17 protein-coding genes and 3 pseudogenes are annotated in these 18,002 nt (G+C 58.5%); 10 read left to right on the forward strand and 10 right to left on the reverse strand.

Translation table 11 applies throughout. The features are described 5' to 3' along the window. The first annotated feature begins 34 nt into the window (after nucleotides 1-34). From oppB to N7E02_RS08060, 6 genes and pseudogenes are all read left to right on the forward strand, one after another. Nucleotides 35-957 (forward strand): annotated as a pseudogene (gene oppB, locus N7E02_RS08035) (oligopeptide ABC transporter permease OppB). Then, nucleotides 950-2,094, forward strand: a pseudogene (locus N7E02_RS08040) (ABC transporter permease). Before oppB ends, N7E02_RS08040 begins: the two co-directional pseudogenes overlap by 8 nt. 1 nt (nucleotide 2,095) lies before the next feature. Further along, on the forward strand, nucleotides 2,096-3,697 hold the full coding sequence (locus N7E02_RS08045; RefSeq protein ID WP_286581358.1) for an ABC transporter ATP-binding protein: 1,602 nt from the start codon (nucleotides 2,096-2,098) through the stop codon (nucleotides 3,695-3,697). A gap of 64 nt (nucleotides 3,698-3,761) precedes the next feature. Next, a complete protein-coding gene (locus N7E02_RS08050) occupies nucleotides 3,762-3,956 on the forward strand; it encodes a hypothetical protein (RefSeq protein ID WP_286581359.1) in 195 nt (64 codons plus the stop codon). A 281-nt stretch (nucleotides 3,957-4,237) separates the two neighbouring features. Beyond that, nucleotides 4,238-4,627 (forward strand): group II truncated hemoglobin, encoded by a 390-nt coding sequence (locus N7E02_RS08055; RefSeq protein WP_286581360.1) that lies wholly within the window; start codon nucleotides 4,238-4,240, stop codon nucleotides 4,625-4,627. A gap of 55 nt (nucleotides 4,628-4,682) precedes the next feature. Further along, nucleotides 4,683-5,003 (forward strand): DUF423 domain-containing protein, encoded by a 321-nt coding sequence (locus tag N7E02_RS08060; RefSeq protein WP_374730753.1) that lies wholly within the window; start codon nucleotides 4,683-4,685, stop codon nucleotides 5,001-5,003. A 118-nt stretch (nucleotides 5,004-5,121) separates the two neighbouring features. On the opposite strand, the gene N7E02_RS08065 is transcribed toward N7E02_RS08060, so the two are convergent. From N7E02_RS08065 to N7E02_RS08080, 4 genes are all read right to left on the reverse strand, one after another. Further along, nucleotides 5,122-5,343 carry a hypothetical protein gene (locus N7E02_RS08065; protein ID WP_286581362.1) on the reverse strand — a complete coding sequence of 74 codons (222 nt, stop codon included), beginning with the start codon at nucleotides 5,341-5,343 and terminating at the stop codon, nucleotides 5,122-5,124. Then, nucleotides 5,324-5,752 carry a DUF2325 domain-containing protein gene (locus N7E02_RS08070; RefSeq protein ID WP_374730754.1) on the reverse strand — a complete coding sequence of 143 codons (429 nt, stop codon included), beginning with the start codon at nucleotides 5,750-5,752 and terminating at the stop codon, nucleotides 5,324-5,326. Before N7E02_RS08070 ends, N7E02_RS08065 begins: the two co-directional genes overlap by 20 nt. A gap of 161 nt (nucleotides 5,753-5,913) precedes the next feature. Further along, a complete protein-coding gene (locus N7E02_RS08075; RefSeq protein WP_286581364.1) occupies nucleotides 5,914-6,246 on the reverse strand; it encodes a FliM/FliN family flagellar motor switch protein in 333 nt (110 codons plus the stop codon). 161 nt (nucleotides 6,247-6,407) lie between these two features. Further along, nucleotides 6,408-6,857 carry a hypothetical protein gene (locus N7E02_RS08080; protein WP_286581365.1) on the reverse strand — a complete coding sequence of 150 codons (450 nt, stop codon included), beginning with the start codon at nucleotides 6,855-6,857 and terminating at the stop codon, nucleotides 6,408-6,410. Between the two features lie 215 nt (nucleotides 6,858-7,072). On the opposite strand from N7E02_RS08080, the pseudogene N7E02_RS08085 reads away from it, so the two are divergent. From N7E02_RS08085 to N7E02_RS08100, 4 genes and pseudogenes are all read left to right on the forward strand, one after another. Then, nucleotides 7,073-8,432 (forward strand): annotated as a pseudogene (locus tag N7E02_RS08085) (NAD(P)-dependent oxidoreductase). A 13-nt stretch (nucleotides 8,433-8,445) separates the two neighbouring features. Continuing rightward, nucleotides 8,446-9,759 carry an NAD-dependent dihydropyrimidine dehydrogenase subunit PreA gene (preA, locus tag N7E02_RS08090; RefSeq protein WP_286581366.1) on the forward strand — a complete coding sequence of 438 codons (1,314 nt, stop codon included), beginning with the start codon at nucleotides 8,446-8,448 and terminating at the stop codon, nucleotides 9,757-9,759. Between the two features lie 71 nt (nucleotides 9,760-9,830). Further along, the gene (locus N7E02_RS08095; RefSeq protein ID WP_286581367.1) at nucleotides 9,831-10,121 is read left to right on the forward strand and encodes a type II toxin-antitoxin system RelE/ParE family toxin; all 291 of its coding nucleotides are present in this window, start codon (nucleotides 9,831-9,833) and stop codon (nucleotides 10,119-10,121) included. An 8-nt stretch (nucleotides 10,122-10,129) separates the two neighbouring features. Continuing rightward, nucleotides 10,130-10,444: a HigA family addiction module antitoxin gene (locus N7E02_RS08100; RefSeq protein ID WP_286581368.1), complete on the forward strand. Its 315-nt coding sequence runs from the start codon at nucleotides 10,130-10,132 to the stop codon at nucleotides 10,442-10,444. 8 nt (nucleotides 10,445-10,452) lie between these two features. On the opposite strand, the gene ftrA is transcribed toward N7E02_RS08100, so the two are convergent. From ftrA to N7E02_RS08130, 6 genes are all read right to left on the reverse strand, one after another. Next, nucleotides 10,453-11,412, reverse strand: coding sequence for a transcriptional regulator FtrA (gene ftrA, locus N7E02_RS08105; protein WP_286584100.1), 960 nt, complete (start codon nucleotides 11,410-11,412; stop codon nucleotides 10,453-10,455). 109 nt (nucleotides 11,413-11,521) lie between these two features. After that, nucleotides 11,522-13,342, reverse strand: a complete 1,821-nt coding sequence (locus N7E02_RS08110) for a hypothetical protein (RefSeq protein WP_286581369.1) — start codon at nucleotides 13,340-13,342, stop codon at nucleotides 11,522-11,524. A gap of 132 nt (nucleotides 13,343-13,474) precedes the next feature. Then, the gene (locus tag N7E02_RS08115) at nucleotides 13,475-14,455 is read right to left on the reverse strand and encodes a TniB family NTP-binding protein (protein ID WP_286581370.1); all 981 of its coding nucleotides are present in this window, start codon (nucleotides 14,453-14,455) and stop codon (nucleotides 13,475-13,477) included. Between the two features lie 55 nt (nucleotides 14,456-14,510). Beyond that, complete coding sequence (locus tag N7E02_RS08120) at nucleotides 14,511-15,836, reverse strand: TnsB C-terminal domain-containing protein (protein WP_286581371.1); 1,326 nt, start codon at nucleotides 15,834-15,836, stop codon at nucleotides 14,511-14,513. Continuing rightward, nucleotides 15,755-16,777, reverse strand: a complete 1,023-nt coding sequence (locus N7E02_RS08125) for a hypothetical protein (protein ID WP_286581372.1) — start codon at nucleotides 16,775-16,777, stop codon at nucleotides 15,755-15,757. Before N7E02_RS08125 ends, N7E02_RS08120 begins: the two co-directional genes overlap by 82 nt. A 376-nt stretch (nucleotides 16,778-17,153) precedes the next feature. After that, nucleotides 17,154-17,384, reverse strand: a complete 231-nt coding sequence (locus tag N7E02_RS08130) for a hypothetical protein (RefSeq protein ID WP_286581373.1) — start codon at nucleotides 17,382-17,384, stop codon at nucleotides 17,154-17,156. Between the last annotated feature and the right edge of the window lie 618 nt (nucleotides 17,385-18,002).

The following is an 18,002-nucleotide window of genomic DNA, read 5'->3' on the forward strand; positions in this document are numbered from 1 at the left end:
GCTGACCGCGCGCCGTCTTGCAGGAGTTCCCCGTATGCTGGCTTTTGTCCTGCGCCGCCTTGCGAGCGCCATCCCGACGCTTTTCATCGTCGTGACCATTTCCTTCTTCCTGATGCGTTTTGCCCCAGGTGGCCCCTTTAACCTGGAACGTCCGCTCCCTCCTGCGACCATGGAGAACATCATGCGGACCTACCAGCTGGATCAGCCTCTCTGGCGGCAATATGTGACCTACATATCCAATGCCGTTCAGGGGATTTTGGTCCGAGCTATATCTACAAGGACAATTCGGTTGCCGAACTGATCGGCAAGGGCCTGCCCTATTCCATCGAGCTCGGCTTCTACGCGCTACTCCTGGCACTCGTCGGCGGCGTGGCGCTCGGTACCGCGGCAGCGCTGAGGCAGAACAGCACGCTCGATTTCATGATCATGTCGCTCGCCACCGTCGGCACGACCGTTCCGAATTTCGTTGTGGGCCCGGTTCTGACGCTGATCTTCGCCGTTATTCTGTCCCTGCTCCCCGCCGGCGGCTGGGGAGATGGTTCGCTCTCGTATCTGCTGCTGCCGATGATCGCGCTCGCATTGCCGCAATTGGCCGTCTTTGCCCGCCTCACCCGCGGCTCGATGATCGAGGCCCTGCATGCCGACCATATCCGTACGGCCCGCGCCTACGGCCTGCCGGCCCGCATCGTCGTCGTCACCCATGCAATGCGCGGCGCCATGTTGCCCGTCGTATCCTATCTGGCGCCCTGCGCCGCTGCCCTGATGACAGGCTCGGCGGTCGTCGAGACCATCTTTACCATCCCCGGCGTCGGCAGATACTTCGTGCTCGGCGCGCTGAACCGCGACTATACGCTGGTCATGGGCACGGTCGTGCTGATCGCCATCTTCGTCATCGTTTTCAATCTTCTGGTCGATCTTCTCTACGGCCTGCTCGATCCGAGGGTCCGTCATGACTGATATAATCAACAATCCCGGCACCGATCCAGCCGCGGCACCGCCTGAAACCAGAAGCCGCAGTCTCTTCCAGCTGGCCGCAATCCGCTTCCGCCGCAACAAGGCGGCGATGGCAGGCTGTGTGGTGATGCTTCTGATCGCGCTCTTCTCCTTCTTAGGACCGCTCTTCGTCCCCCACCGCTACGACCAGGTCTACTCGTCCTATGTCACAGTGGCCCCGAGCCTGGAAGCCAGGCCCGATGAGGCCTCCCTGGAAGATGCCATGCGTGGCGTCGCCACCCGCGCCCGCGTCAATCTCGACGAGTTCAATGTCGAGGGCCAGTCGTTCACCGCGACGATCAGCGCTTCGGATCCGATCGATGCGCGCGCGACGCGATATTTCGATCGGGCAAACGAGTTCGATGACACCAAAGTCGTCGCCACGGAAAACGACGGCCGCGTGCTGAAGGTCGAAGGCAAGGTCAGTCGCGAGTACTTCTTCTTCGGCACCGATCCGAACGGCCGCGACATGCTGGCCCGCGTCATGCTCGGTGGCCAGATCTCGATCGCGGTCGGCCTGCTCGCAAGCCTCGTGTCGCTCGGCATCGGTGTCGTCTATGGCGCGACTTCGGGCTATCTCGGCGGCCGAGTCGACAACATCATGATGCGTTTCGTCGAGATCCTCTACTCCCTGCCCTTCGTCTTTCTGGTCGTCGTGCTGGTCGTCTTTTTCGGTCGCTCCTTCATCCTGATCTTTCTCGTCATCGGCGCAGTCGAATGGCTCGACATGGCCCGTATCGTACGCGGCCAGACCCTGGCGCTGAAACGCCGAGAGTTCGTCGGTGCCGCGCAGGCGCTGGGATTGACCGACTGGCAGATCATCCGCCGCCACATCATTCCGAACACGATCGGCCCGGTCATCGTCTTCGTCACCGTCGTGGTGCCGAAGGTGATCCTGCTGGAAAGCTTCCTGTCCTTCCTCGGGCTCGGCGTACAGGCGCCTCTGACGAGCTGGGGCGCGCTGATTTCCGAAGGCGCCAACAACATCCAGTCGGCCCCTGGCTGCTGATCTTCCCGTCCATCTTCTTCGTGGCAACGCTGTTCTCGCTGAACTTCATCGGCGACGGCCTGCGTGACGCACTCGATCCGAAGGACCGCTGACATGCCCGAGACCAAGAAAAACATCCTGTCCATCCGCGATCTCAAGGTAGACTTCGCGACCCCGGACGGCACCGTCAACGCGGTCAAGGGCATCGGTTTCGACATCAAGGCTGGGGAGACGATTGCTGTCGTCGGCGAAAGCGGCTCCGGCAAAAGCCAGACGATGATGGGCATCATGGGCCTGCTCGCCAAGAACGGCATGGTAACCGGCTCGGCAAAATATCGCGGCCTTGAACTCGTCGGCCTGCCGAAGCGCGAGTTGAACGCCGTGCGCGGCGCCAAGATCACCATGATCTTCCAGGAACCGATGACCTCGCTCGACCCGCTCTATACGATCGGCCGGCAGGTCGCCGAACCGATCGTCTATCACCGGGGCGGCACTTACAGGCAGGCCCGACAGCGGGTGCTCGAATTGCTGGAGCTCGTCGGCATTCCCGACCCCGCCCGCCGCATCGACAGCTACCCGCACGAGCTGTCCGGCGGCCAGCGCCAGCGCGTGATGATCGCCATGGCACTTGCCAACGAGCCCGACGTGCTGATCGCCGACGAGCCGACGACAGCGCTCGACGTGACGATCCAGGCGCAGATCCTCAAGCTCCTGCGCGACCTGCAGGAACGCTTCGGCATGGCGATCGTGCTGATCACCCACGATCTCGGCATCGTCCGCCATTTCGCCGAACGCGTCGTCGTCATGCGTCGTGGCGAAGTGGTCGAACAGGGCAAGACGAAGCAGATCTTCGAAGCGCCGACATCGGCCTATACGCGCATGCTGATCGACGCCGAGCCTCACGGCCGCAAGGAGCCGCCGGCGGCCGGCACTCCCATCATCCTTGAGGGTCGGGACGTGACGGTCGATTTCGAGATCGGCAAGGGTTTCCTGTCGAAGGGACCGCGCACGTTCCGCGCGGTGGACCACGTTGCGGTAAAGCTCCACGAGGGCCAGACGATCGGCATCGTCGGTGAAAGCGGCTCTGGCAAGTCGACCCTCGGCCGGGCGCTGCTCAGACTCATTCAGAGCGACGGCAGCTATCGTTTCGGCAGGGAAGACATCTCGCGGCACGACCGCAAGAAGATGCGCTCGCTGCGCAAGGAAATGCAGCTCGTCTTCCAGGATCCCTATGGCTCGCTCTCGCCGCGCCAGACCGTCGGCGAGATCATTACCGAGGGCCTTCTCGTGCATGAGCCGGGCCTGACAAAGGCCGAGCGTGACCGCCGCGCCATCGCAGCACTTCAGGAAGTCGGTCTGGATCCGGCGGCCCGCAACCGCTATCCGCACGAGTTCTCCGGCGGCCAGCGGCAGCGCATCGCGATCGCGCGCGCCATGATCCTCAAGCCTCAGGTGGTGATCCTCGACGAACCCACTTCCGCACTCGACCGCTCGGTGCAGGGCCAGGTCATCGACCTTCTGCGCAAGCTGCAAGCGGATCACAATCTCTCCTATGTCTTCATCAGCCACGACCTTTCCGTGGTGAAGGCGATCTCCGACTATGTGATCGTCATGAAGAACGGCGAGATCGTCGAAGAGGGCGAGACCGACGCGATTTTCCAAGCACCGCGCGCCGACTATACCAAGGCGCTGATCGGCGCCGCCTTCAACGTCTGACCAGGGAACCTGATGCGACCTCCGGCCGTTTTGTGATTGAGAAACAGAACGATCGGAGGCCAGGATGGCAAACGACAAAAGCGCACAGGAAACGATCGAACGCGGCAGCGGCGACAGCTATCGACGCCAGAGATCCGACGGCAGCACGCCGGCCGGCGGTCCACATGCCAAGGAGCATCTGACGGATCACGACAAGACACCGGGAACCGGATCTCTGCCCGCGAAGGGTTCTAAAGACACCGACGCGGGGCCGGAGTGAGGCGGGTCCTTTTCGGCTCGAAACCACGGAAAGCAGGTAATTTCGATCGATAATCCAACTACGACCTGCGAGTGGGAGCGAAAGCGAGGCGATGAGGGGGCCGCACGGCACTCGTTTAAACGTAGTATCCTCCCTCATCCGACCCTTCGGGCCACCTTCTCCCCGAGGGAGAAGACATTTGGTGCTATAGCGGCGCCCTGCTCCCCATCCTCCGCGACGCCATGACACTTGCTCACTGCCCCCTGTACCGCTAACACAACCTCCATATCCGGAGGCCTTGCATGTCAGGCGAAACCATCACCCTTTATGAAGCGATCGGCGGAGACGCGACGATCCGCGCGCTGGTGAAACGCTTCTATCACCTGATGGACACTCTGCCGGAAGCGGCGCGGTGCCGCGCCATCCACCCTGCAGGTCTCGAGGGCAGCGAAGACAAGCTCTACGACTACCTGACCGGCTATCTCGGCGGGCCGCCCGTCTATGTCGAGAAATACGGTCACCCGCGTCTGCGCTCCCGCCATTTCGGCGCCGAGATCGGCCCGCAAGAGCGCGATGAATGGTTCCTTTGCTTCCGCCGCGCCATGGAAGAGACGATCGAGAACCCGAAGCTGCGCGACATCATCTGGCCACCGATCGAACGCCTCGGCTTCCACATGCAGAACAAGGAATAGTCTCTTGGAAAGACTCGCCAAATTGCGGCCGTTGATTCTGTTTGTAAGCGGCCTGATGGGGCTTGCCGGCGTGGTACTGGCCGCCGCCGCCAGCCATGGCGGTGACGCTCACCTTCTAGGCTCGGCTTCGACCATGTGCCTCGCTCACGCACCGGTCCTGCTGGCGCTCTTTATTGCGCATGGAAGCTTTCGAACGGCAACGCTTGCGGGCCTCGTGCTCGGCCTCGGCACGATCATCTTTGCCGGAGACCTCGTATCACGGCATTTTCTCGGAGACCGTCTGTTTCCCTTCGCGGCCCCCACCGGCGGCATGCTGATGATGCTGGGCTGGCTCTGTGTCGCGGCCGGCGCGTTCTTCCGGCATCGCCAAAACTGATTGAGAAATCGCTCGCCGCCGGCACCTTCTCACCGCCTCGACCTATTCCCTACGCTCGGCAGCGCGCGTCCCCTCGCACCGCCAGCGCGAAGAAGGTCCGGGTAAGGAGTGGAATGCATTATCGCCGGAATGGCAGAACCCTGCCCGCTTCGGAGCGGGGAACGGTTGTCGCGCTGACCGTCGCATTGGCGGGAAATTTCACGACATTGCTGCTTCGATCGTCACCCCGGCCGCGATCGGCCAGGATCTCGTAGAGCTCGGGGACAAGCCCTCCACCATCCCGCTCGGCCAGCTTGTGCAGGCCGATCAGCAGGCTGGCGTCAGGACGCTCTTCTTTCATCACTACGATCCTTCATCGTCTGAAGCGCACGTTCCAGGCTCGATTTCGAGCCGTTGCGCAGCGGGACGAAGGCAACGCCGAACTTCTTGCAGCCGGTCTTCACCCTCAGACACGCATCGTGGCTAATACAGTCGATGGGGCAGAAGACGCAGTCGACGGAAGGCAGGACGGTATCGATGCGGGAAACCGCCTCACGAAGACCGCCATCGTGATGGATCAGCTCGGCGCCGTGACGGGTTGCAATGGCGCGAAGATGGGCAACCTGGCAGTCGCGGCCACCGACATAAAGGAAACTGCGGACGTCGATCGCCTCGCGATCATTCCGTGCCTGCTGAGCGGCAGCCTGTTCGCCGCCCGCGTTGCCACCGTTCTTCCGCTTGTTCTTCTTCGCCATGCCGCTCCTCGCCAGACCGATTCATTTCGCTGGAACCTGTTATGAGCGGCACCTTAGATAAGTTGACTGTTCGAGTAAAGATTAAACTCGACTCTTTTTATCAAGAAAGATTGGAGGGCTGCGAACGGCCGGGAAATCGCGCTTTGCGCCACACGAGGCCCGGCATTACTTCCGGATCAACGCGTCGCCTCGATGGAAATCAGCCGAATCCCGACCAGATTGTCGCGATCATCGGCGATGATCTCGCCATAGCCGATCACCTGTCCATTGACCTGAAGCTGGACCGGATCGCCGAAACGGGCGTCCAGCCTGAACTGTGCCCCCTCGCCTGCTGCCATCAGCTGGGCGACCGACACTTTCGTCTTGCCGATCACAGCTTGGATTTCCACGGGGATGTCGCTAACCCGCCGACGCGACGTATCCGGTCGCAGAGCTTCATTCACGGCCTCCTCGGCCGGAAATTCGGGCAGGTTGAGGACCGGCTTATCGATGGCCGTGGGATCGCTCATGATGTTTACCTTTGAAATGCATTTGAATCAGTCAGCATCGCAAAAATAAACCAACGGCCACCGGGCTTCGCCCGCGACCAAACCCGACACTTAACGGATCGTAAACATCCACAGACGGGACGGTTCGGCAGCATCAAGGTGACACACTGTCACGAAAATAATCAGCCGCGGCGGTGAATCTGCGTCATCCGGGCCTGGATGACGGGAGGGCACAGGCCCCGCATCCGTTTCAGCGTCGCGAGCGGCAGACCGATCTTGGCCAGCGTCTCGATGAAGAACGTGTCTTCAGGCTGCGAAAAGGACACGACCATCTCCGCCTTGAGCATATTCAGCTTGGCGCAGGTGAAGAAGATCTCGTTCTCGCCGAGGCAGAGATAGAAGTGGTCTGGCAGGAAGTCGATGGCGCTCGACTGGATGGTCGCGCCGTTCTCGTGCAGGCCGACGATGCGCACCTGGATGCTTGCAAATGATTTCACTCCAGCCGCCGTCGGATAGACGGCGCGCGCGACCAGATTGGCCTTGCGAAGGCGGATCTGCGGGTTGTCATTGGCCCCGTGGGATTGGGCTCCATAGAATTGAGCCAGATAGTGGCGGGATTTCCGGTTCTGCAAAATGGCCGGCCTGAAAATTGATGGTTAAAACAATATTAACTCCCTAACGCGATCGACGAAGATGTTCAATTATCAGATTTGAGGATGCTGTGGAGGAAGCCCTGTCCACGGCCTGCTTCCCCTACATCCGCAATATTTTTACCAATTGATAAAATTTCTGCCCGTGGTACCTTTCCCTCAATAGTTGTCCATGACCATAGAATGAGGGAACTCGGATGGAACGACTGGGAAGCGGGATAGAGGCCGGGCGCCTCTCGTCCAACGAATACGCATCTAATTTTTCCGACCTTCACCCGCGCCTTGGGCACCATGAGGCGCTGGTGGCAAGCGACCGCTGCTACTTCTGTTATGACGCGCCGTGTATGACGGCCTGTCCCACCGCCATCGATATCCCGATGTTCATCCGGCAGATATCGACTGGCAATCCCTCGGATCGGCAAAGACAATCTTCGACCAGAACATTCTGGGCGGCATGTGCGCACGGGTCTGTCCCACCGAAACGCTGTGCGAGGACGCCTGCGTCCGCAACACGGCCGAAGAACGTCCGGTCGAGATCGGCAGGTTGCAGCGTTATGCAACCGACATTGCCATGGAGACCGGCCGCCAGTTCTACAGCCGCAAGGCAGCGAGCGGGAAAAAGATCGCCGTGGTCGGCGCAGGGCCCGCAGGACTTGCGGCAGCGCATCGGCTGGCAGTCAACGGCCACGACGTCACCATTCTCGAAGCGCGGGAAAAATCCGGCGGCCTCAATGAATATGGAATCGCCACCTACAAGGCGGTCGATGACTTCGCTCAGCGCGAGGTGGACTATGTCACCGCCATCGGCGGCATCACCATCGAACACGGCAAGGCGCTTGGCCCCGACTTTTCCCTGTCGGACCTGACCGGCCAATATGACGCCGTCTTCCTCGGCATGGGCCTTGTCGGCGTCAACGGCCTCGGCATCGAAGGCGAAAACCTGTCGGGTGTGGACGACGCCGTCGATTTCATTGCCGCGCTCAGGCAGGCCACCGACAAGGCATCGCTCCCGATCGGCCGCCGCGTCGTCGTCATCGGCGGCGGCATGACTGCCATCGATGCCGCCGTCCAGGCAAAGCTGCTCGGCGCCGAGGAAGTGACGATCTGTTATCGCCGCGGCAAGGAAAACATGAACGCCTCCCCTGGGAACAGGATCTTGCCGCCTCGAAGGGCGTCATCATCCGTCATTGGCTGGCACCCAAATCGATCATCGGCAAGGACGATCACGTCGCCGGGATCGAGGTGGAATATACGGCGATGAAGGACGGACGGCTGACCGGCACCGGCGAAACGGGCATTCTCGCCGCTGACCAGATCTTCAAGGCGATCGGCCAGAGCTTCAAGGCTGCCGGCCTCGGGGCGCTGCAATTCGACAAGGGCAAGATCGTCGTCGATGGCGAGGGGCACACCTCGATCGACAAGGTCTGGGCCGGCGGCGACTGTATCGGCCGTGGTGAGGACCTGACGGTTTCGGCCGTCGCGCAGGGGCGTGACGCCGCCGAGAGCATCAACCGCATGCTTGCCGCCGGCGCCCGCCCGGCCGTCGCAGTGGCGTAAGGGGAGAGAAACAATGGCTGATATCCGCAACAATTTCGTCGGCATCAAATCCCCCAATCCCTTCTGGCTCGCCTCCGCGCCACCGACCGACAAGGCCTATAATGTCGAGCGCGCCTTCAAGGCCGGCTGGGGCGGCGTCGTCTGGAAAACGCTCGGCGAACAGGGGCCTCCCGTCGTCAACGTCAACGGCCCGCGCTACGGCGCGATCTGGGGCACCGACCGCCGTCTGCTGGGCTTGAACAATATCGAGCTGATCACCGACCGCGATCTCTACACCAACCTCATCGAGATGAAGCAGGTGAAGAAGAATTGGCCGGACCGGGCGATCGTCGCCTCGATCATGGTCCCTTGCGAGGAAAACGCCTGGAAGGCGATCCTCCCGCTGGTCGAGGAAACCGAGGTCGACGGCATCGAACTCAACTTCGGCTGTCCGCACGGCATGTCGGAACGCGGCATGGGTTCGGCCGTCGGTCAGGTGCCGGAATATATCGAAATGGTCGTACGCTGGTGCAAGCAGTATACGCGCATGCCGGTCATCACCAAGCTGACGCCCAATATCACCGACATCCGCCACCCTGCCCGCGCGGCAAAACGCGGCGGTACAGATGCCGTCTCGCTGATCAACACGATCTCCTCGATCGTTTCGGTCGATCTCGACAGTTTTTCGCCCAATCCCTCGATCGGAGGTAAAGGATCGCATGGCGGCTATTGCGGCCCGGCGGTGAAGCCGATCGCGCTCAACATGGTGGCCGAGATCGCCCGCGACCCGGAAACCTACGACCTGCCGATCTCCGGCATCGGCGGCGTGACCACATGGCGGGATGCCGCCGAGTTCCTGGCGCTCGGCGCCGGCAACGTGCAGGTCTGCACGGCGGCAATGACCTACGGCTTCAAGATCGTCCAGGAGATGATTTCCGGCCTCTCCGCCTGGATGGACTCGAAGGGCCACCTCACGCTCGACGATATCACCGGCCGCGCGGTGCAGAACGTCACCGACTGGCAGTATCTCAACCTCAACTACATCGCCAAGGCACATATCGACCAGGACGCCTGCATCAAATGCGGCCGCTGCCACATCGCCTGCGAGGACACGTCCCACCAGGCAATCACCGCCTTCGTCGACGGTGTCAGGCATTTCGAGGTGAAGGAGGAAGACTGCGTCGGCTGCAATCTCTGCGTCAACGTCTGTCCGGTCGAGAACTGCATCACCATGGAAGCGCTGCCCGTCGGCACTCTCGACCAGCGCACCGGACGCCCGGTCGATCCGAACTACGCCAACTGGACGACACACCCGAACAACCCGATGGCAAGACAGGCGGCGGAATGATTTCTTCACCGGCACGCCGTATCCCGTAAAGCCACGCTTTACGGGATACATATCTGTGTTTATATATCCTCATGCGGATACGGAACATCATCCACAAGGGATTGCGCCGTTTCGTCGTTGACGACGATGCCTCCGGCCTTCAACCCGCCGTAGTGCCAAAGCTTCGGCGCATGATTTCCTTCCTGCAGGACATGCAGGAAGAGGCTGAGCTGCGAACAGTGCCGAGCTGGAAGGCGCATCAACTGACCGGCGACAGGAAAGGCACTTGGAGCCTCTTCGTCACCAAGAACTGGCGCCTGACATTTCGGATCGAGGCGAACGAGATCGAGATCATCGATCTCAACTACGAGGATTATCACTAGGAGCAGCCATGACGGACAAACTCGGCATTCGGATGAAAAGCCCGGCGCATCCTGGGGACTTCCTGAAACACGATGTGCTGGAAGAACTAGGGCTTTCCGTGACATACGCTGCAAGAGTGCTTGGCGTCACACGGCCGGCGCTTTCATCTCTTCTCAATGGACGTTCGTCGCTGTCGCCTGAAATGGCGCTGCGCTTCGAGAAAGCTTTTGGCCTTTCCATGGACACGCTGATGCGTATGCAGAACAGCTTCGACATCGCCGAGGCGCGCAAGCGCGACACGGATATCCATGTCGCGCCCTATCGGCCGTCAGCATCGGGCTAAGGCATAGACTACGCCCCGAACGATTTCCGGTAGGCACTCGGGCTCGTCCCGAGCCGCTTGCGGAAATGGTGGCGCATCGTGGCGAGCGTGCCGAAACCCGCTGCCGTCGCGATATCGTCCAGCGAGACAGTGAGCTGCTTCTCCAGCAGGTCGCGGGCGTGCCGCAGCCTTTCCTTCAGAAGCCATTCGCCGACGCTGTCGCCGGTTGCCGCCTCGAAACGGCGCTGAAAAGTGCGCATGCTCATGCCGGCACGGGCGGCCAGCATGCGGATGGGCTGCTCCTCAGACAGGCGTTCGCGCATCCATTCGATCAGTGGGCCGAGCCTCAACCCTTCCCTTTCCTCCGGCACCGGTGCAGCAATGAACTGCGCCTGCCCGCCCTCCCGATGCGGCGGCACGACAAGGCGACGGGCGACGCTGTTGGCAGCCTCGGCGCCGAAATCGCCGCGCACCACATGCAGGCAGAGATCGATCCCTGCGGCGCTTCCTGCGGCCGTCAGTGTGTTTCCTTCGTCCATGTAGAGAACGGCGGCATCGAAGGCCGTCTCCGGATAGCGCTCGGCGAGCGCATCGACATAACGCCAATGCGTCGTAGCCCTGCGACCGCCGAGAAGCCCTGCAGCGGCGAGCACCGCGACGCCCGAGCAGAGCGACACGACCCTCGCGCCACGCCCGTGGGCGGCCCGCAACGCCTCGAGCAGCGGGGCGGGAACCGGCGCACCAATGCCGCGCCAGCCAGGCACGATGATGAGGTCGGCATCCGCCAGCACCTCCAGCCCATCGTCGACGGACACGGTCAGCCCGCCCGCGGCCCTGAGCGGCCCGGGCTCGACGCCCGCGACGGAGAACCGGTACCAGCCCTCCCCCATTTCCGGACGGGGCAGACCGAAGACCTCGTAGGCAATGCCGAATTCGAAGGTGCAGAGCCCGTCATAGGCGAGTGTCTGTCGGGGCCGGCCTAATTCGATTCTACCAAGCTACTGATTTAATTCTATCGCGTCGGAAAATACGATTCTAACGTACCGGGTAGATTCGATTCCAGGTTAATCAGACTCGGGACAGGCCCAAGAGACAAGCTTATGCCGAAAAGGTTTTCCACATCTTGGCGGAGCCAAAAACCACAATGCGACCCTTTTTGTGGGCGCCGACGCACGGTATCGTATTCGCCTCTAGGCTGGCAGTGATCGTCGGAAGTAGCTCTTCGTTATCGCACATGGCCATGCGTGTCCGCAGCTCTGTAGACGACAGATATAGGTCACGATAACTCCATAGGTCGGAGAGCGTGAGTTGATCTTGAAGAAACTTTCGCTGTCGAACCGATTGGAGCGTGGACTTTGTCAGGCCTAACACCGACATCACCGCGGTTCTATCCGCAGGCAACCGGCCAAGTGACGTAGATAAACGAGCACGCGATATGACCGCACCGAGTTTGTCGAAATCCGCAACGCGAAAATAGGTAAACGAGTCCGCCTTACCGTGCTTCCAGACGGTCAACTCATGGTCGAGAATAGCCGTCAGCACTGTTGGCCAGGGATTGACATCTCTAGGCGCAAGCGCAGCGATCGCAACGTAAAGAGCGATAGCCTTCCGGGGCGCCCTCACCTTCAAAACGACGTCCTCAAGGCGTTCCTCAAGACGTACGCTGCGGACTTCACCCGCCCTTTCCGACAAACGATCCAGGAGGGGATCGACGCCCTCCAGAAGGTTGCTGCTTATCAAGTCGCCAACGAAACATACAGGCAGCCGCACCCGCCTGCACCACTTTCGAAGCCAATTGGAGCTCGAAAGCATAACAAAGTTTAAGTCGGCTGCGGATGCAGCCGGCGCAATTCGCCTAACGGTTCGAACCGCCGATTCGAGGCCATGTTTTCCGAACCGGATCCTCCCGTCATGCCAGAAGGCTTCCGCGAGATTTCGTGATTGCTGATGTTCATCAACAGAAACTGCTGCTTCGCTGAGCGTCATCATCACCGTTTCGTCTCGGCCCGCGAGTGCGACAGTTTTCAATAGTCTCTGCAAATCGGGTTCCAACATCGTCACGACCGATCGCACAGGGTAAGATGGCGGGAAGACACTTTGAGAGGGGCATCGTTCTAGCTTTTGCGTTTGCCACGCGCGCAGCTTTTCCGAGTAAGCAGCAAACCCCTTAGGCCAGTTGATAAGCGCACGAGCAGCCTCGGCGAGGTCATGTGCGTGGGGCAATCCCAGACGCGTAGCCAAAGGTGTCCGTCCGCTATCATGGATAAGAAAATTTTTATAAAATGCTAAGCTCGAGATGAGCTCGAAGAGTTGCCCCGGCCCAAAGCGTCTGAGGTCATCGTGGATTAGGCGGCAGTCAATATCGCTTACGGAAACCTCAGGGTTAACGAGTTCGACAGCAATATCTAGCGCTTCATTGTCGTCTACATTAATCAGATCGCAACTATAATCTCGGAAATCGGTTATGACACCATCTCTGAGAAAACAGTTAGCGCACTGCTCGACCCCATAGGTTTTATTGAATGGCAACGCGCCGTCACACGCGGGGCATCTGATGAGCAGTTTCTCTCGAGTGGTCGGATCAAAACTTATCCCTTGGACGGACCAAATCGCCTTTTGATAGTTGCTTCTCCTGAGGGATCGAGGTGAGACTCTGCGTTGATGTTCAAAGAAATTCTTTCTGCGAACATCCCTTCCGAAGAAGTTTACTCTCGTCCCGGCGCTATCGACCTGCTCATGCAACAGGGACGACACAGACGTACCTGAGGGGAGACCGAGCACGTCTGCTATTAGTTGGCAATCAAGCTCCCTTCCCGCCAGAGCATATGGTGTGGGTTTGATATGTCCATTCATCCCAAGCAATTGAGAAACGAAGTAGGGACTTTGGTGGCCATTTTCCGACGTGGCGCGAAACAGCAAATCGGCAGAATCCCTCCCCAGGCATTATCTCTACGGGGAACGCGAGACGGCGCCCGATCAATGATGCCAGCCTGGTCACATGAGAGACGTCGTCGTGATAGTAGGCCCCTTTCTCTGTGGGATCGAAAGCCATTATGCGGCCTCCTTCTCATCCGTTTCCAAGCCGGCAAAGGGATTTGCATTGCAGAAAACCCCAACTGCGACATTGTCCACCGCTTCGGAAAGATGGCGGACGTGGATTTGCGAGAAGCCATCCTCAAAAGCAAGCTCAGAGGCATTCCATACGATCCTAAAAACGCCCCCTAGAAGGCCAGCCGACGCGTCAAATAAACATGCTAAAATGTCGTCGCTCTGAAAGTCGCTATACTGCTCCATAATACCCTTCTCGACTAAGCTGATGGAAAGATCGGAACAAAAATCGCGGAATATTTCCTTGTCTACATCACGTTCATAAACGAGCACCCTTGGTTTAACCCGATACATCATCCTCCGTTTGATCTGCTTTTCACGAAAAAGCTTTTCTTCAGCATCAGGTATTCCAATAAACATGATTGGATAGCCTTTAATCAGTAACCCCTTGAGGTGGTTGTGGACCGTATGAGCCTCTTCCTCCGTGGCACTTGCCAAACTCTTCGGTGTCCTGAGATGATTGACTTCGTCGAATACGATTAGCTCGGTTCCCAAGCGCTTCATGAGCTTGTGCGCGCGATAAACCTGTTGCGGGACAGTACCCGACGCTGGCGTTGGATCGCCCAACGCCGTCAACAGCCACATCAACATAGCTGGTATGCTGGAATTCTCCGGGAGACTGACGTGTAGAACAAGCTTCTGCTGATCGACGACCTCTTCCCGTGGCGTACCTATCGGAAACAATCCACGCGCGAAGCAATCGTCCACGATCCGCGTTTCGATGTACATTTTGATTGCTTCGGACTTACCATATTGGCTGTCAGCAAATAGACACCCAGCGGGCTGCTCACTTCCCGGTTTGGCATTTCGTTTACAGCTTCTGAGGATATCGAGCTTAATGAAGATATCTTGCGCTAGTGGCGTCATTATCCTCAAATCAAGCATTCGAGGGGCGATCTCACTCACATCGCGAACTAACTCCATCACCACCTCCCTGATGTGGTGGCAGCTCGCTTTGCCAAATAGGCCTGGATTTCCGTCACATTCTTCTTCTCGGGAGTACGATGGGAGGAGATTTCGATCTCCGGCGACGGTGAACGAGAGCGATCACTTGGCATCTCGTTTTTTCTTGCCGGTCTCGTTCTCCCTTCGCCGCAGCTTCAGCCCTATTGCGGGCTCGCGTAGCAACACCCTTAGCAGTTGACTTCTGGCCGCCTCGCACAGGTCCTGTCGCCGCTTGGCCATGGTTCCTCCGGACTGTTGCGGGCGCGTCGTTCGGGATCCCACCAAGACCACTTACCGATGGAGGAATTTCGGCCTGTTCAACTCGGCTTCCAGCGCTGAGCGACCAAGCCTCGGTATCGTACAGCCGGGCTTCTTTCTTTGTAGGTTTGACGCCTTCCTTGAAGATACCCTCCAGATGTTGAAACAGATTTCGTCTATTCTGGGCGCGCTCGAGATCGGAGCCCGCGGAGAGTTCCTGTTCTTCTTCGAATTTTCTGAGACGCTTTGACATGTCGAATGATAAATCCCTTGTGGTTTCAGGGAAAATGTTAGGAAGTTGTACCAACAGCCCCGTCGCTTCGTTCAACACGTTTAGAACACCGCAGTTTAGGGGTCGAAAAAAACGTTTACGTGCAAAACAAGCGTTTGCCCTGGCCCCCGCTGTTCTCGTTTGCGGGCCATCGGCGCCATGTCTCGAGATCAAGATGGTCGTCAGCGCCTGGTCGTGAAAGCGTTCGGTCTTGAAAGTAATGCCACTCGTTGTAAGGACCGCTCGGCCGTACTGGCCAACAAGGCGATCCAGCACCTGTACATCGTCCAAGGTAGGACGACCGAATTGTCGGATGCCATTCTCCCATTTCCTTGCAGGTGCGACGCCGCCGCGAGGGGTGGTGATATGCAGAATGGTCACGATGAATTCACTTAGACGCCTCGTGGCCTCCGCCAGCGTATAGCATGCGGCGTCACTTGGATCGTCCTCTGGAACGTTTCGCTTGTCCTTGCCTCCCGGCCTTCCCCCAGGCAACTGGTGCCAGAGGCCGTTTGTGGTACCAAAGGTTCGCTCGACCAAAGCTTTGTGCTCAGGCGTGCGCAACGAAGCATATACGATGTCGATGCCGACAAACTCGAGCACGGTCTGCAGCGAAACGCCGATGTTTTCGAGACCATTGTCGAGAATAAAGGTCGAAGCCCTGCCCCATCCGTCAGTGGCGCCCCTATACCGGCCAAACCGTTCTTCGAGCTCTGTCTTTGGTCTGAGCGTATGCCTTATGCACTTCATCAACGAGTAGACGGACGGAGGATAGAGCGAGAGGAAGAAGCCAAGAACCATCTTTGAGTAGACATCGATGGCGTAGACCAACCAGGCGCGGACTTTGCGGAGAACCTCCCCTTACTATTTTTAACTAGAAGGAAAACGTCGGTTTCTGTTTGATCTAAGATGACATACTCAAGTGGGCGTGTGGCCTTTATACCGTCCACGGTTCCTACAAAACGTTTGTGAGCGTTCCGACGCCCGAACTTGGCAGCGTACCGTTCCTGGGTTTCGGATTTATCAATCCACTCGTTTAAGGTAGTTCGACCCGGCGGAGTCACGAGCTCAAGCGTCCGCTTTAGACGCTCTTCTTCAAACCACGTACGGAAGAACGCGCGTGCGGTCTGCTTCCTTACATTTGGTTGCCAGAAAAGTGTGATCATCCTCTGTTTAAGTTCGACCACCCAATCTGGCCAGCGGCTCTCGCGGTGTTTGCCAATATTTGCGAGAATAAGGCCTAAAGGCCGATTGCCTGGCGTGCCGTAGCGATTCAGAAAGATCCTGAATTGACTTTCCGAAATTCGCCATGTCGCGCCGTTTGCCCATGTCAGGCCGTTGGCGGCAGCCTCTTTCTGCATCGCGTCCAGAAACGGCGTCAACACCTTATGATATGTCGAAGCGCCGGGAGTTTCGTCGTAACGTTTAAGAGCGTGCGCAATCGTCCGGGCAGTCACGACTCTCTTATGCGCCGCTTGTCGTCTTTCTTTTTCTTTCTTGCTTATCCGCGGGTCGTTTGGGTCTAGCAAATGCTTAACGTTGATCGCATCTACGCCGGTTGGAACACCCTCACGCTTCGTGCGCTTGGCGCCACCTGTCCCGCGCATTTTCGAAAATGCGTCATAGAGGATGATCCGCTCCTCAGCCGTCTCCAAATCCTTGAAAACGATTGAGCCGTCGTTGTTCGTGCGAACAAAGCGGAAAGTTCCTTCCAAGCTTAGATCAGGGATATGATACTCGTCACCGTCCTTAGCATCAATTACATCTGGCATCCTTCACCTCACCAGAAGCACGTTTGTATCAGCGCGAAGTTCGCGAGTAAGATCTATCGAAATAATTCGACGCACCTGCATTGCCGATGCCTTAGCAACGCCGGTGGGGCCTCCCCCAGTGCTTCGACTACCCGGCTGTATGGTTGGGCCGATCCACGGGAAATGTACAAGCGTCTCAAAGCGTCATGGTCATGAAGTGACAACGACGTGTGCCTGTCGATCGTTATCGCGCGGAAACGTTCGACAATTTCTTTGGGGAAGTGCGTTATCTGGTCCAAAACGAGGAAGACAATTCCCAGGCGTCGATGGACTTCCACAGCGAGGCGCAATTTTGCCCCGTAAAAGGGGTCGTGAAGTCTTGGGTCGTCCTCCGTTTTTATCTCAAGGACAAGCCTTCGACACTGAGCCTGCGGAACAGCCCTGCTTTTCGCGACCGCCGCGGCCAACCAAAATGGCGCCCCCTTCCTAATTCGGCGATAAATTCATCATCGACAAACAGTTCCATGTCAGGAAAATAGAGCAAAGGCTCTGATAACTGCTGCACATTGATTTCAAGCCGATAGGGTTGAACGAGGAGGCCCGCGACGCCGGTAGCGACTTCAGCCACCTGTAGTGCGGGTAACTCCCCGCCTATTGACTCCCACGGCATTGATCGCAAGCCGGCCTTATGAGAAACAAATTTCCCTGTACGCCCTTTTCTGCGACCGTTGATTATCTGGCGAACCGGACCACCGTCGATCGATCGGACAATTCTTGCGATGGTATTCGCGTCCGGAAAACGCCGGAGATTATTGTCGGGGGTACGCCGCCTCGAACTTCCAGGTTTCATGTAACCGCACCTCTCATCCCTCGTGTACGAGCGCGTCCGCCCTCTCACGCACGGATGAGATCAGCGAATTTGACCGAGGTATAGCCCTGATGGCTCGACCGACGGCTCATACGCTGTTCTCGATACGCTAAACATTAGAATAAGACTAAAACGCAAAAAGCTCGAATCCTTGCAAGCCGTCGAGAGTGCTGAGTTGCTCGCGATACAATTGCAGGTAATCGAATCCTTTTATGGCCGACTCGTCCGTAAGGCCGAGAAGCCCCATCCTATGCGGACTTGGAAGGATTCGAGCACGATCCTTTTAGGTCGTAGGCGAGAAGGCCCCTTCCAACTCGAAACTTGTTGAGAAGCGTTGCGGACCCGAAACGATTCGGGCACCTGTCAACCTGCAATAAT

The sequence above is a fragment of the Terrirhizobium terrae genome, assembly GCF_030323265.1.
Classification (GTDB): Bacteria; Pseudomonadota; Alphaproteobacteria; order Rhizobiales; family Rhizobiaceae; genus Neorhizobium.